13 protein-coding genes are annotated in these 13,842 nt (G+C 76.0%); 2 read left to right on the top strand and 11 right to left on the bottom strand.

Features of this window, described 5'->3' with window-relative positions:
* Positions 1-3: 3 nt before the first annotated feature.
* Complete coding sequence (gene tsaD, locus AC3WT4_RS09035) at positions 4-1,071, bottom strand: tRNA (adenosine(37)-N6)-threonylcarbamoyltransferase complex transferase subunit TsaD (protein WP_074808931.1); 1,068 nt, start codon at positions 1,069-1,071, stop codon at positions 4-6.
* Positions 1,072-1,171: 100 nt separating this feature from the next.
* Here tsaD and AC3WT4_RS09030 point away from each other — a divergent pair, with 100 nt between their 5' ends.
* Positions 1,172-1,819, top strand: a complete 648-nt coding sequence (locus tag AC3WT4_RS09030) for a malonic semialdehyde reductase (protein WP_492315267.1) — start codon at positions 1,172-1,174, stop codon at positions 1,817-1,819.
* Positions 1,820-1,926: 107 nt separating this feature from the next.
* Here the strand turns inward: AC3WT4_RS09030 and AC3WT4_RS09025 are convergent, their stop codons facing one another.
* From AC3WT4_RS09025 to AC3WT4_RS08995, 7 genes are all read right to left on the bottom strand, one after another.
* On the bottom strand, positions 1,927-2,775 hold the full coding sequence (locus AC3WT4_RS09025; RefSeq protein WP_492315266.1) for a sulfurtransferase: 849 nt from the start codon (positions 2,773-2,775) through the stop codon (positions 1,927-1,929).
* On the bottom strand, positions 2,772-3,311 hold the full coding sequence (rimI, locus tag AC3WT4_RS09020; RefSeq protein ID WP_074808927.1) for a ribosomal protein S18-alanine N-acetyltransferase: 540 nt from the start codon (positions 3,309-3,311) through the stop codon (positions 2,772-2,774). The genes AC3WT4_RS09025 and rimI overlap by 4 nt, the downstream gene beginning before the upstream one ends.
* Positions 3,308-4,027 (bottom strand): tRNA (adenosine(37)-N6)-threonylcarbamoyltransferase complex dimerization subunit type 1 TsaB, encoded by a 720-nt coding sequence (gene tsaB / locus AC3WT4_RS09015; protein ID WP_492315265.1) that lies wholly within the window; start codon positions 4,025-4,027, stop codon positions 3,308-3,310. Before tsaB ends, rimI begins: the two co-directional genes overlap by 4 nt.
* 46 nt (positions 4,028-4,073) lie before the next feature.
* The gene (gene tsaE, locus AC3WT4_RS09010; protein WP_400110506.1) at positions 4,074-4,571 is read right to left on the bottom strand and encodes a tRNA (adenosine(37)-N6)-threonylcarbamoyltransferase complex ATPase subunit type 1 TsaE; all 498 of its coding nucleotides are present in this window, start codon (positions 4,569-4,571) and stop codon (positions 4,074-4,076) included.
* Positions 4,572-4,648: 77 nt separating this feature from the next.
* Positions 4,649-5,896, bottom strand: a complete 1,248-nt coding sequence (gene alr, locus AC3WT4_RS09005; protein ID WP_492315309.1) for an alanine racemase — start codon at positions 5,894-5,896, stop codon at positions 4,649-4,651.
* A gap of 196 nt (positions 5,897-6,092) precedes the next feature.
* The gene (locus AC3WT4_RS09000; protein ID WP_492315264.1) at positions 6,093-7,001 is read right to left on the bottom strand and encodes a pseudouridine synthase; all 909 of its coding nucleotides are present in this window, start codon (positions 6,999-7,001) and stop codon (positions 6,093-6,095) included.
* Between the two features lie 173 nt (positions 7,002-7,174).
* Positions 7,175-8,971 (bottom strand): NAD(P)H-hydrate dehydratase, encoded by a 1,797-nt coding sequence (locus AC3WT4_RS08995; protein ID WP_492315263.1) that lies wholly within the window; start codon positions 8,969-8,971, stop codon positions 7,175-7,177.
* Positions 8,972-9,116: 145 nt separating this feature from the next.
* Between AC3WT4_RS08995 and AC3WT4_RS08990 the strand changes: the two genes are divergently transcribed.
* On the top strand, positions 9,117-10,166 hold the full coding sequence (locus AC3WT4_RS08990; RefSeq protein ID WP_492315262.1) for a TIGR03560 family F420-dependent LLM class oxidoreductase: 1,050 nt from the start codon (positions 9,117-9,119) through the stop codon (positions 10,164-10,166).
* Between the two features lie 86 nt (positions 10,167-10,252).
* Here the strand turns inward: AC3WT4_RS08990 and AC3WT4_RS08985 are convergent, their stop codons facing one another.
* The 3 genes from AC3WT4_RS08985 to glmS form a co-directional block, all read right to left on the bottom strand.
* Positions 10,253-11,188 carry a type IV toxin-antitoxin system AbiEi family antitoxin domain-containing protein gene (locus AC3WT4_RS08985; protein ID WP_492315261.1) on the bottom strand — a complete coding sequence of 312 codons (936 nt, stop codon included), beginning with the start codon at positions 11,186-11,188 and terminating at the stop codon, positions 10,253-10,255.
* 181 nt (positions 11,189-11,369) lie between these two features.
* Positions 11,370-11,720 carry a holo-ACP synthase gene (locus tag AC3WT4_RS08980; protein ID WP_021482029.1) on the bottom strand — a complete coding sequence of 117 codons (351 nt, stop codon included), beginning with the start codon at positions 11,718-11,720 and terminating at the stop codon, positions 11,370-11,372.
* A 93-nt stretch (positions 11,721-11,813) separates the two neighbouring features.
* Positions 11,814-13,691 carry a glutamine--fructose-6-phosphate transaminase (isomerizing) gene (glmS, locus tag AC3WT4_RS08975; protein ID WP_074808919.1) on the bottom strand — a complete coding sequence of 626 codons (1,878 nt, stop codon included), beginning with the start codon at positions 13,689-13,691 and terminating at the stop codon, positions 11,814-11,816.
* Positions 13,692-13,842 lie beyond the last annotated feature (151 nt).

Here is a 13,842-nt window from a genome sequence, read left to right as displayed (position 1 = left end):
CCGTCACACGTGCGTGACGGTGAGCGGCATCGACGAGTCGACGCCGATGTCCAGGCTCGACGGCGCGACCCCCGCCCGCACGACGGCCGAGCCGAGGGCCGCGATCATCGCCCCGTTGTCGGTGCAGTAGCGGATCGGCGGGATGCGCAGCTCGATGCCCGCCTCCGCGCAGCGCTTCGCGGCCATGTCGCGCAGCTGCGAGTTCGCGCTGAACCCGCCGCCGACGACGAGCGTCGACACGCCGTGCCGCTCGCACGCGGCGATGGTCTTCGCGGTGAGCACGTCGGCGACGGACTCCGCGAAGGAGGCGGCGACGTCGTGCACGGGGATCTCCTCCCCCGCGTCCTGGCGCGCCTCGACCCAGCGCGCGACGGCCGTCTTGAGGCCCGAGAAGGAGAAGTCGTACGCGTGCTTCTCCTGGTCCTTGCGCGCGGTGAGGCCGCGCGGGAACCGGATCGCGGTGGGGTCGCCCTCGCGCGCGAGGCGGTCGATGTGCGGGCCGCCGGGGTACGGCAGGCCGAGCAGGCGCCCGACCTTGTCGAACGCCTCCCCCGCGGCGTCGTCGAGCGTCGAGCCGAGCTCCGTGACCGACGTCGCGACGTCGTCCACGAGCAGGAGCGAGCTGTGCCCGCCGGACACGACGAGCGCCATGACGCGCTCGGGGAACGCGCCGTGCACGAGCTCGTCGACGGCCGCGTGGCCGATCACGTGGTTCACGCCGTAGAGCGGCTTGCCGAGCGCGAGCGCGAGGGCCTTCGCCGCCGAGGCGCCGATGGTCAGCGGGCCGACGAGCCCCGGCCCGGCGGTCACGGCGATCGCGTCCACCTCGGAGAGGTCGACGTCGGCCGTGCCGAGCGTGCGCTCGAGCGTGGGGATCATCGCCTCGAGGTGGGCGCGCGACGCGACCTCGGGGATGATCCCGCCGTAGCGCGCGTGCTCGTCCATGGAGCTCGCGACCGTGTCGACGAGCAGCTCGCGGCCACGGACGAGCGCGACGCCCGTCTCGTCGCAGGACGTCTCGATGCCGAGCACCAGGGGCTCGCCGGAGCTCGCGGGAGCGGTGGGGACCATGGTCTCCAGGGTAGTCGCGCGCGGAGGAGGGCCGTGCGTGTCGCGCACGTCACACCGTCTGTTCGGAAGATGATCAAGGGTTCAACTGTTCGTACGGGTCATGAGCACCGACACCCTCATCGAGTCCTCCGCCGCGCCGACCGAGCAGGCCGACCGGCTCGCGATCGACGCGCAGGCCGCGGACCGCCTGTTCCGCGCGGCGCACACGACGCACGCGTTCTCGGACGAGCCCGTCACCGACGAGCAGATCCAGGCCGCCTGGGACCTCGTCCGCTGGGCGCCCACCGCGATGAACACCCTGCCGCTGCGGCTGCTCGTCGTCCGCACGCCCGAGGCGAAGCAGCGCCTCGGCGCGCACATGGCGGACTTCAACCGCGACAAGACGCTCGCCGCGCCGGTGACGATCGTCGCCGCCGCCGACCCGTCGTTCCACCAGCACCTCGGCACGCTCGCGCCGTTCCGCGAGGGCATCGCCGAGCAGCTCGACCCCCAGACGGACCTGCGCGAGGGCATGGCCCGCACCAACGCCCTCATCCAGATCGGCTACCTCATCGTCGGGCTGCGCGCCGCCGACCTGTCCGTGGGCCCCATGACGGGCTTCGACGCCGCCGGGATCGACGCCGAGTTCTTCGGCGAGTCCGGCTGGCGCACGCTCGTCGCGATCAACGTGGGCTACCCGGCCGACGAGGGCGCGCACTTCCCGCGCCAGGCGCGCCTCGACTTCCACCAGGTCGCCGAGGTCCTCTGAGTCCCGTCCCGCACCGCCCGAGCCGAGGCGGCACCCCACCGGGGTGCCGCCTCGTCGCGTCCCGGGGGCTGCGCGTCGCCCCGGTCCGGGGGGGCGCCCGGCGTGCGTCAGGTCGCGACGGGGCGGTCCGGGTCGTTCGACCACTGCGACCACGACCCCGCGTAGAGCGCCGCGTCCACGCCGAGCGTCGCGAGCGCGGCGACCTCGTGCGCGGCGGTGACGCCCGAGCCGCAGTACACCCCGACGGGGTGCGACGGGTCGACGCCGAGCGCGACGAACCGCGCGCCGAGCGCGTCCGGGGCGAGGAACGTCCCGTCGGCGGCGAGGTTGCCCGTCGTCGGGGCGCTCACCGCGCCGGGGACGTGGCCGGCCCGCGGGTCGACGGGCTCGACCTCCCCGCGGTAGCGCTCGCCCGCGCGCGCGTCGAGCAGCACGCCCGACGCCGCGAGCCGGGCCGCGTCGTCGGCGTCGAGCACCGGCATCCCGCCCGGGGAGACGACGACGTCCCCCGGCTCGGGCCGCACGTCGCCCTGCTCGGTCGGGTACCCCGCCGCGCGCCACGCGGGCAGGCCGCCGTCGAGGAGGCGGACGTCGTCGTGGCCGGCCCACCGCAGCAGCCACCACGCGCGTGCGGCCGACGTGCCGCCGACGGCGTCGTACACGACGACGCCGCGGTCGGCGCGGACGCCCCAGCGCCGGGCCGCCGCCTGGAGGGCGCCCGGCTCCGGCAGCGGGTGGCGGCCCGCGGCGGGCGACGGCGGCCCCGCGAGCTCCGTCTCCAGGTCCACGTACACCGCGCCCGGCACGTGCGCGGCGCGGTGCTGCTCGCGCCCGTCCGTGACGCCCAGCGCCCACCGCACGTCGAGCACGACGGGCGGGCGGTCCCCCACGAGCGCCGCGGCGAGGCCGCGCGCGTCGACGAGCACGCGGTCGCGCCGCGCGGGGTCGCCCGTCACGCGACCACGTCGGCGGACGCCGTCCCGTAGTCCGGCTCGTCGCGCGGCGGCGGGGGGCCCAGCTCGAGCCGCATCGTGTACGCGTCCACGTCCTCGGGCTGGTAGTACCGCTTGCGGATGCCGAGCTGCTCGAACCCGTGCTTCGCGTAGAGCCCGAGCGCCGCGTCGTTGTCGACGCGCACCTCGAGCAGCACCGCGCTCGCCCCGAGCTCGCGCGACCGCTCGACCAGCGCCTCCAGGAGCACCGAGCCCACGCCCTGGTGCTGGAACGCCGGGTCGACGCCGATGGTCATGACCTGGGTGACGTCGCCGTCGAACCACAGGCCCGCGTACCCGACGAGCGGCTGCGGGCCCGCGGCGTAGAGCCGGACGGGCTCGGCGGCGACGTACCAGCGCCCGAACCCGGCGAGCTCGTCGGCGAGCATCCCGTAGGTCCACGCGCCGCGCCCGAACAGCTCGCGCTCGAGCTCGACGACGCGGTCGAGGTCGGCGGCCTTGAGGGGCCGCAGCCGGATCTCGTACGACCGCGTGCTCATCGCGACCGCTCCGGCGACGCGTCGCTCACGCGCTTGCGCGCCGCGGCCTCCTGGACGTCGGGACGGCGCAGGTACAGCGGCTCGGTCGGCTGCTCGACCCCGGCGGCCCGGCGGGCGATCGCGAGCCGCGCGAGCACGGCGGCGTCGGGGACCTGCGGCGCGTCCTGTGCGACGTAGAGCGCGTCGGGGTAGAGCTCGGCGCCCTCCCCGACCACGACGGCGCCCGCGGCGTGCGTCGCGACGTCGGCGGCGGGGCCGACGTCGGGTCCCGCGACGGTCTCGAGCACGGGCACCGCGTGCGGCCCCTCGTGCGCGACGACGCGGTACCGCGCCCAGTACACCTCGCGGCGACGTGCGTCGGTCGCGACGAGGAGCTCGTCGTCGGGCACGAGGCCGAGGTCGCTCACGGCCTGCGCGGCGACGGCGTCCAGGCTCGGGACGCCCAGCACGGGGACGCCGAGCGCGAAGCCCAGGGCGCGGGCGGTAACGAGCCCGACCCGCAGGCCGGTGAACGGCGCCGGGCCCGTCCCGACGGCGACCGCCGTGAGGTCGCGGCGGTCGACGCCCGCCTCGGCGAGCGCCTCCTCGACGAGCGGGGCGAGCGCCTCGGCGTGCCGGCGGCGCTCGGGCGCGTCGCGGCGGGCGAGACGAGCGCCGTCGTCGGAGACGACGGCGACGGTGACGGAGGCGGAGGTGTCGAGCGCGAGAACAGCCACGGCTCCAGCCTACGGCCGAGAGCGGGGCCGTCCCCGTCGTCGGGCGCTACCGGGTCAGCGCGGCGACGTCGAGGCCGGCCCAGCGCGCCCCGACACCGCGCACCGTCACGCGCCGCTCCCCCGCCTCGGGCGCGTCGTCCTCCTGCTCCTGCGACGTGCCCACCCCGCCGCGCGGGCGCTCGAGCACGATCTCCAGGCGGTCGCCCGCGAGCGCCTCGACGAGGCCGCTGCCCCACTCGACGACCGTCACGGACTCGTCCAGGCTCGAGTCGAGGTCGAGCGCGTCGACCTCGTCGAGCGACCCGAGGCGGTACGCGTCCACGTGCACGAGCGCCGGGCCCCCGACGACGGACGGGTGCTCGCGCGCGACGATGAACGTCGGGGACGCGACCTGGCCGCGCACGCCGAGCCCGGCCCCGATCCCCTGCGTGAGCGTCGTCTTCCCCGCCCCGAGGTCGCCCGTGAGGATCACCAGGTCGCCGGCGCGCAGCACCGCGGCGAGGGCGCGGCCGAACGCGCGGGTCGCCTCGGCGTCGGGCAGCACGACGACGCCGCCCGGTGCGTCGTCGACCGCGGGCTCCCCGGCGGCGGGGGCCGGGGTCGAGAGGTTCGGGTCGTCGCTCACGCGCGGACCGTCCTTTCCGTGCTGTCGTGCGGGTCGCGCGCGAGGAGCGCCCGCGCGCCGTCGTCGAGCACGTGCGTCCCCACGTGCTCGCGCGGCACGCGCGCACCGAGGCGCGTCGTGATCTCGTAGCTGATGGTGCCCGCGGCCTGCGCCCAGTCCTCGGCCGTGGGGATCCCGGCCGGTGCCACGCCGTCGCCCGCACCGAACAGCGTGACGACGTCGCCCGCGCGCTCGGTCGCGCCCGGGCCGAGGTCGAGCACGAGCTGGTCCATGCAGACGCGGCCCGCGACGCGCACGACCCGCCCGCCGGGCTCCCCCGGTCGGGCGCCGACGAGCACCGGCCCGCCCGGCGCGCCCGCGGGCCCGCCGCCCGACGCGTGGCGCGGGATCCCGTCGCCGTAACCGAGCGGCACGACCCCGAGCGTCGTGTCCTGCGGCGTCGTGTAGTGGTGCGAGTAGGAGACGCCGTGGCCGCCGGGCACGCGCTTGACCGTCGCGAGGCGTGCCTCGAGCGTCATCGCGGGGCGCAGCCCGAACCGCGACGGAGGCCCGAGCTGCGGCACGGGCGTCATCCCGTACGCGGCCAGCCCCGGGCGCACGAGGTCGTAGTGGGTGCGGGGGGCGGTGAGCGTCGCGGCGGAGTTCGCGAGGTGGCGCAGCTCCGGCACGACGCCCGCCCGCGCGGCCTCGCGCACGGCCTCGTCGAAGACGTCGGCCTGCGCGACGACGGTCGGGTGGCCGGGCTCGTCCGCGAACGCCAGGTGCGACCACATGCCGACGACGCGCACGGCACCCTCCGCCTCGGCGCGCGCCACGGCGTCGAGCACGTCCGGCAGGTCGGCCGGCATGATCCCGTTGCGGCCCAGGCCCGTGTCGACCGCGAGGTGCACGCGCGCCGTCCGGCCCGCGGCCCGCGCCGCCGCGACGACCTCGTCCACGGCCCAGCGCGCGGCGAGCGACACGTCGACGTCCGCCTCGACGAGCTCGCGCAGCGGCGCGCCCGGCGGGTAGAGCCACGTGAGCACGCGCGCCCGGTCCGGGCCGACGCCCGCCGCCCGCAGCGCGAGCGCCTCGCCGGGCTGCGCCGTCCCGAGCCACGTCGCACCGCCCGCGAGCGCCCCGAGCGCGGTCGCGACCAGCCCGTGCCCGTACGCGTCCGCCTTGACCACGGCCATCACCTCGGACGACGGCGCCAGGTCCGCGAGCGCACGCACGTTGTCGCGCACCGCCGCCAGGTCGACCACGGCGCGGGCCGGGTGGACGTGGGGGTCCGGGCCGTCGGGGCCGCCCGCGCGGGGTGCCGGGGCGGGGTCCGCGGAGTAGCCCGCCCGCGCGCCGGTCGGGACGGTGCCAGGGGCGCCGGCGGGTGTGCCGGGGGGTGTGCCGGGGGAGGTCGTGCGCTGGGTGTCGCTCACGGTCGTCGATTCTCTCACCCGCGCGTCACCACGCGGAGAGCGCGCGGTCCGTCGCGAAGCGGCGCTCGCGACCCGTGAACGGGTCCGTGAACGCGAGCGACCGCGAGACGAGCTGGAGCGGGCGCGAGTAGTCCTCGGGCGAGACGTCGTACGGCTCGGGGTAGAAGTTGTCGTGCACGATCGGCACGCCGAGCCGCGCCATGTGCAGGCGGAGCTGGTGCGTCCTGCCGCTGTGCGGCTCGAGCCGGTAGCGCGCGAGCCCGCGCGCCGGGTCGGTCTCGAGCACGTCGACGCGGCTCTCCGCGTTCGGCTCGCCGTCGACCTCCTCCGCCCGCATGACGCCGCGGCGCTTGACGATGCGGCTGCGCACCGTTGCGGGGAGGTCGAGCGACGGGTCCCACGGCGCGACCGCCTCGTAGGTCTTGCGCACCTCGCGCCGCGCGAAGAGCTCCTGGTACGCGCCGCGCACCTGCGGGCGCAGCGTGAGCAGCAGGACGCCCGCGGTCACGCGGTCGAGGCGGTGCGCGGGGCTGAGCTCGGGCAGGTCGAGGTCGCGGCGGAGCCGCACCAGCACCGACCGCGCGACGTACGACCCGCGCGGGATGGTCGCGAGGAAGTGCGGCTTGTCGACCACCAGCAGGTCCCGGTCGCGGTGCAGCACCCGGACGTCGAACGGCACGTCCGGCTCGACGGGCGGGTCGCGGTAGAGGAACACGAACCCGCGCGGCTCGTACGGGGTGCGCGCGTCGACCGGGCGCCCGCGCCCGTCGACGACCTCGCCGGCGGCGACCTTCTCCGCGAGACGCGCGGCGTCGTCGGGGAAGCGGTCGCGCACGTAGTCGAGCGTGCGCGGGTACCGCGCGACGCTCTCGGCGTCGTGCGGCAGCACGAGGCGCGTCGGGTTGAGGCCGTCGCGCACGGGGAGGGGGACCACGCCCACCACGGTACCGGCGGTGCTCCCGTCGGTGCGGGTCGCGCGCGGTGGGGTGCGGCGGGGTGGGGTGGGGTGCGCAGACGGTGCGGTCGGGCGCGGGCGCGACCGGCGTGGTCGGCGCGCGGACGCAACCGGCGTGGTCGACGCGCGGTGAGGCGCGCCGTGGGCACGATTCAGCGCGCGGCGAGCAGCTCCGCGACGACGCCCGGGACCGCGTCCGCGACGTCGAGCGCCGCGACGGGACCGCCGGGGTTCGCGCGCTCCGCGGCGCGACCGTGCACGACGGCGGCCGCCGCGGCCAGCCGCGCGGCGAGGCCCGCCTCCCGCACGACGCGCTCCGCGTGCGCCGCGAGCAGCGTGCCGAGGATGCCTGTGAGGACGTCGCCCGCCCCGGCGGTCGCGAGCCACGCGGGCGCGTCCGCCTGGGACCACGCGCCCTCCGGCCCGACGACGACCGTCGCCGACCCCTTGAGCAGCACCGTCGCGCCGGTGGCCTCGTGCGCGCGGCGCGCCCAGCGCAAGGGCTCGGCCTCGACGTCGGCCCGTGTCACGTCGTCGCCGTGCGCCCGGAGGAGCGTCGCGAGCTCCCCGGCGTGCGGGGTGAGCACGACCGACGGCGGGCACCGGTCGGGCAGCAGGGACAGGGCCCCCGCGTCGACGACCGCGGGCACGCGCTCCGGCGTCGCGTCGGGGGTCGTCGCAGCGGTCGTCGTGGCGGCGGTCGTCCTCGCGGCGGTCGTCGTGGCGGCGGCGAGCGCGGTCCGCACGCGCTCGTGCTGGCCGCCGTCGTCGACCGGGTCGTCGTCCGGGCCGGGGACCGCCGGGACGCCCGGGCCCAGCACCCAGGACTGGACGCGGCCCGCGGCGGGCACCACCTCGGGGCGGGCCGCGAGCACGGCGCGCGTGGCGTCGTCGGGCCCGCGGTAGCGCACCATGCCCGGACCGGTGCGGACCGCGGCGGTCGTGACGAGCACCGCCGCGCCCGGGAAGGTCGGCGTGCCCGCCACGACGCCGACGACGCCGCGCGTGTACTTGTGGTCGGTCGCGCCGGGCACGGACCAGAGCGCGGCGACGTCCGCCGGCTCGAGCCGGCGCACGACCGGCCTCGCGGTCCCCCGGTCCGGGGCGGGCGCGCCGGGTCCGGTTGCGTCCGGCGCGGGCGCGTCGGGTCCGGCTGCGTCCGGGGTGGGCGCGTCGTCGGCGGGTGCGCCGAGGCGCAGGCCGATGTCGACGACCGCGCCGTGCCCCGCGAGGTGCGTCGCGGGCGGCAGGAGCAGCCCCGGCTTGGCGGCGCCGAACGTCACCGTGCGGTCGGCCCGCAGCACCGGACCCGGGACGGTGCCGTCGTCGACCCCGATGCCGCTCGGCGCGTCCACCGCGACGACCCACGGGCGACCGAGGCCCTCGGGACCGTGCGCGGGGCCGCCGTCGAGCACCGCGGTGAGGCGCGCCACGAGGTCCGCCGCGACCCCGCGCAGCGCGCCCCGGGCGCCGATCCCGACGAGGCCGTCGAGCACGACGTCGGCGCGCGCCGCCTGGGCGGCGACCCGGTCGGCGACGTGCGGGTCGAGGTGGCCGTGGTGGCGGTCGCCGTGCGCCGCGCCGTCGGGGCTGCCGACGAGCACCTCCACGCGCCCGCCCGCGTCCCGGATCGCCGCGAGACCGCCGGCGTGCGCGTGCTCGCCCGTGAGCACGGCCAGCACCTCGACGCCGCGGCGCGCGAGGTACGCGCCCGCGTGCAGCGTGTCCCCGCCGTTGTTGCCCGACCCGACGAGCAGGACCGCCCGGGCGCCGGTCACGCGCCCGTCGCGGCGGCCGCCGTCGGGCAGGGTGACCGACCGCCGTCGGGCGAGGTCGCGCGCGACGACCGTGGCGAGCGCGAACGACGCCCGCTCCATGAGCGGGACGCCCGCGGCGAGCAGGGGCTCCTCGGCGGCGCGGACGTCGGCGACGGACCAGGCTTCGATCATGACCTCATCCTGCCCACCGGTCGCCGCGGCCGCCTGCGCGCGGCGCCCGCGCGCCCGGCATGCCTGGGTCGTCGTGACGGCCGAGGGCTGAGACGGTCCCCGCGGGCGCGCTGCGGGCGGCGCGGGCCCGCATAGGGTGACGAGCATGCGATTCGGACTCTTCATCCCGCAGGGCTGGCGCTACGACCTCGTCGACGTCGCACCCGAGGACCACTGGAAGACGATGCTCTCCCTGCTCCACTACGCCGACAACGCGGCGGCGGGCGAGCCCCTGCCCGGCGGCGAGTTCGCGTGGGACGGCGTGTGGGTCTACGACCACTTCCACACGACCCCGACCCCGAGCACCGAGGCGACCCACGAGGCGTGGACGCTCATGGCGGCGTTCGCCGCGGCGTCGCAGCGCGTGCGACTCGGCCAGATGTGCACGTGCATGGCCTACCGCGAGCCGACCTACCTCGCGAAGGTCGCCGCGACGGTCGACCACGTCTCGGGCGGCCGCCTCGAGATGGGCATCGGCGCGGGCTGGTACGAGCACGAGTGGCGCGCGTACGGGTACGGGTTCCCCAGCGCGGGCGAGCGCCTGCGCGCGCTCGACGAGGGCGTGCAGATCATGGCCCGCATGTGGCGGACCGGGTCGTCGGGCACGTTCGAGGGCCAGCGCTACCAGGTGGACGGCGCCCTGTGCTACCCGCAGCCCCTCCAGCGGGTCGCGGTCGACGGCGAGGGCGCCGTGCCGAGCATCCCCCTGTGGGTCGCCGGCGGGGGCGAGAAGAAGACGCTGCGCATCGCGGCGCAGCACGCCCAGTACACGAACTTCGACGGCTCGCCGGAGGGCTTCGCCCACAAGTCCGCGGTGCTCGAGCAGCACTGCCGCGACCTGGGCCGCGACTTCGGCGAGATCACGCGGTCGGCCAACTACAACGTCGTCATCGGCGAGACCGAGCAGGACGTCGCGGACCGCCTCGCCCGGGTCGAGGAGCACGCGCGCCGGTACTTCCCCGAGAAGGCGGACGACAGCATCGCGTCGTGGCGGAACGGCCCCCTCGTCGGGACGCCGGAGCAGATCGTCGAGACCCTCACGGCGCTGCGCGCCCAGGGCCTCGGCTACGCGATCGGCTACTTCCCCTTCGCCGCGACCGACCGCGACCAGCTCGAGCTCTTCCAGCGCCAGGTCATCCCGGCCCTCCAGTCCTGATCTTCTCCCGACACCCCGCCGAGCATGTGGTCGTGGCCCGTCAGCGCGATCTGACGGGCCACAGCCACATGCTCGGCGGATGTCTGTCAGCCGTTCCCGTGCAAGGCCGCTCGGACGGCGCGCCCGATCGTCCCGACGTCTCGACCGGTGAAGCGCAGCACGTCGATCCGCCCCGTCGCGACGAGCATGTTCTGCCGGGCTCGGTCGGAGAACACCGCCCGCGGAGTGCTGTGGACGTCCTGACCGTCCAGCTCGGCGACGAGCCACCGACCGTCGCGGTAGCGCCAGGCCAGGTCGCCCCGTGCGACGACCCTCCCGCCGTGGTCGTGGACGGGGAGCTGCAGCGTGTGCGGCGCGACGCCCTCGTCGACGCAGTCAAGTCGGGCGAAGGACTCGAGCGGTGACTCGGCCCGCCCGTCGGCCATCTCCCACAGCGTGTGCCGGCTCGCGACACCGCGTCTCCCGCGCGCGTGCTCGTGCGCATGGCGCAGCCCGTCCGCGTCCGTGAGGCCCTGGTCGAGGACGGAGTCGAGCACGGCGAGGCCGTTCGCGCGCGGGAGCTCGGGGACAGCCTGCGCGAGCGCCCAGTCGAGCGTCGCGACCCGCCTGCCCCGGATCTCGGTGGTCGTCATGCCCGCGTCGAACTGCCGCAGCGCGATCCCGTCGCGGTCGAGCCGGTTGCGCCCCCGCAGGACGGCTGCCTCGGGCCGGACGGTCGGCGGCAGCCCGCGGACGCCGTGGAGGACGAGCGCACAGGACCCGACCGCCACCGCGTCCTCGCCGAAGGCGAGCAGGCCGGTCCAGGCAGCCCGGGCTCGGCGCTCGTCCCACGACCGGTCGGTGAGCGGGGCGGCACCGACGTCGTAGACGCCCCGGGTCACGCGCACGAGGGTCGCCCGCCGCGTCAGGCCGGCGACGTCCTTGTCGCTCAGGCCGTGGCCTCGGCACTGGACGGTGGAGACGAGGCCGCCCTGACCGGCGGCGACGTCGAGAAGGGTCTGCGGGATCTGGGCACGACGCACGGGTGCCACCCCACCGCACGAGGCACCGTCGCCGTCGGGCCAAGGGAGCGACCTGTGGACGCTTCCCCGACGTCGCGTCCTGTGGACGGCTCCGACGTGGCCATGGTCGCCGTCCACCATGCGGTTCGAGCCCGTCCAGCCGCGCTGGCGGGCAGTAACCGCATGTTCGGCAGGATGGGGGTCAGCCCTCTGCGACGACCATGGCCGAGGCGATGCCGGCGTCGTGCGAGATGCTCAGGTGCCAGGCCGTGATGCCGAGCGCGTCGGCGCGTGCCGCGACCGTGCCCGTGATCTCGACCTCCGGCGGGCCGCCGACGACGCGGTGCACGGTCGCGTCGTGCCAGCGCATGCCCGCCGGGGCGCCCAGCGCCTTGGCGATGGCCTCCTTCGCGGCGAACCGCGCGGCGAGCGACGCGGGCGGCAGGTCCCGCTCGGCCTCGGTGAACAGCTTCTCGCGGAGCCGGGGCGTGCGCTCCAGGGTCTCCATGAACCGCGCGACGTCCACGACGTCGATCCCCACGCCCTTGATCATGCGCCCACCCTACGGTGGCGACCAGGCCTCCCCGCCTCCACGAGCAGGTGGTCCTGGTCGACGCGTGGGCGGGGCCGGGGGCGGGGTCGGGGGCTACTCGACCGTGACCGACTTCGCGAGGTTGCGCGGCTGGTCGACGTCCAGACCCTTCGCCGTCGCGAGCGCCATCGCGAAGATCTGCAGCGGCACGACGGCCAGCAGCGGCGAGAGCAGCGTCGGGGACTCGGGGATCCAGAAGATCTCGTCCGCGTAGGGGCGCACGGCGTCGTCCCCGTCCTCGGCGATGACGAGCGTGCGCGCGCCGCGCGCCCGGATCTCCTGGATGTTCGAGATGACCTTGGAGTGCAGGCCCTCGCGGCCCTTCGGCGACGGCACGACGACGAACACCGGCTGCCCCTCGTCGATCAGCGCGATCGGCCCGTGCTTGAGCTCGCCCGCCGCGAAGCCCTCCGCGTGGATGTACGCGAGCTCCTTGAGCTTGAGCGCGCCCTCGAGCGCGACGGGGAACCCGACGTGGCGCCCGAGGAACAGCACCGACGAGGCGTCCTTCATCGACCGGGCGGTCGCGCGCACGTACTCGCCGCGCTCGATGACCGTCTGGATCTTGCGCGGCATCTCGCGCAGGTCCTCGAGGATGGCCGAGATCTCGTCGGGGAACTTGTTCCCGCGCAGCTGCGCGAGGTAGAGGCCCAGGAGGTACGCGGCGGTGATCTGCGACAGGAACGCCTTCGTCGAGGCGACCGCGATCTCCGGGCCGGCGTGCGTGTAGAGCACGGCGTCGGACTCGCGCGGGATCGTCGACCCGTGCGTGTTGACGATCGAGACGACCTTCGCGCCCTGCTCGCGCGCGTGGCGCACGGCCATGAGCGTGTCCATCGTCTCGCCGGACTGGGTCACGGCCACGACGAGCGTCTTCTCGTCGACGATCGGGTCGCGGTAGCGGAACTCGTGCGCGAGCTCGACCTCGACCGGGATGCGGCACCAGTGCTCGATCGCGTACTTCGCGACGTGGCCCGAGTACGCCGCCGTGCCGCACGCGACGACGATGATCTTGTCGACCGAGCGCAGCACGGCCTCGTCGATGCGCAGGTCGTCGAGCACGAGCTTGCCCGACGGGTCCGTGCGGCCGAGCAGCGTGTCGGCGACAGCGTGCGGCTGGTCGTGGATCTCCTTGTCCATGAAGGACGAGAAGCCGCCCTTCTCCGCGGCGGCCGCGTCCCAGTCGACCGTGTAGCGCTTCGCCTCGGCGGGGTTGCCGTCGAAGTCGGTCACCTCGACCGACGTCGGGGTGATCGTGACGATCTGGTCCTGCCCGAGCTCGAGCGCCTCCTTGGTGTGGGAGATGAACGCCGCGACGTCGGAGCCGAGGAAGTTCTCGCCCTCGCCCAGCCCGACGACGAGCGGCGAGTCGTGCCGTGCGCCCACCACCGTGTCGGGGGCGTCCGCGTGCACGGCGAGGAGCGTGAAGGTGCCCTCGAGCCGTCGCGCGACCCGGCCCATCGCGAGCGTGAGGTCCTTCGTGTCGCGGTACGCCTGCGCGAGGAGCTGCGCCGCGACCTCCGTGTCCGTCTCGGACCGGAACGTCACGCCCTCGGCGAGCAGCTCGGCCTTGAGGGTCGCGAAGTTCTCGACGATGCCGTTGTGGATCACGGCGAGGCGGCCGTCGTCCGCGAGGTGGGGGTGCGCGTTGGTGTCCGTCGGGCCGCCGTGCGTCGCCCACCGCGTGTGGCCGATCGACGCGGTGGCCGCGGGCAGGGGGTGCGTCTCGATCTCCTGCACGAGGTTCGCGAGCTTGCCCGACTTCTTCGCGAACGCGACCGCGTCGACACCGGGCGCGACGAGCGCGACCCCGGCCGAGTCGTAGCCGCGGTACTCGAGCCGTCCGAGTCCTTCGAGAGCGACGTCGAGGGGTCGCCCCGAGGCCTCTCCGACCATGGTTCCAGGGCCCACGTAGCCCACGATTCCGCACATGGTGATCGAGTCTAGCCACGGACCTGCGCCCCTTCGGGGCCGCGCGATCCCGCGGTTCTTCGTGAGGTCCGCTGCCTAATCGGAGGTGCGCGGCGCGCGCGTCCTCGTCGCCTGCCGGGTTCTCGTCCCGTGCTGGTCCGCGCCGCGTTCG

Source organism: Cellulosimicrobium sp. EB106-03-01-XG111 (assembly GCF_058792115.1).
Note: the sequence above shows the minus strand (reverse complement) of the source record. Positions and strands in the feature narration are given on the sequence as shown.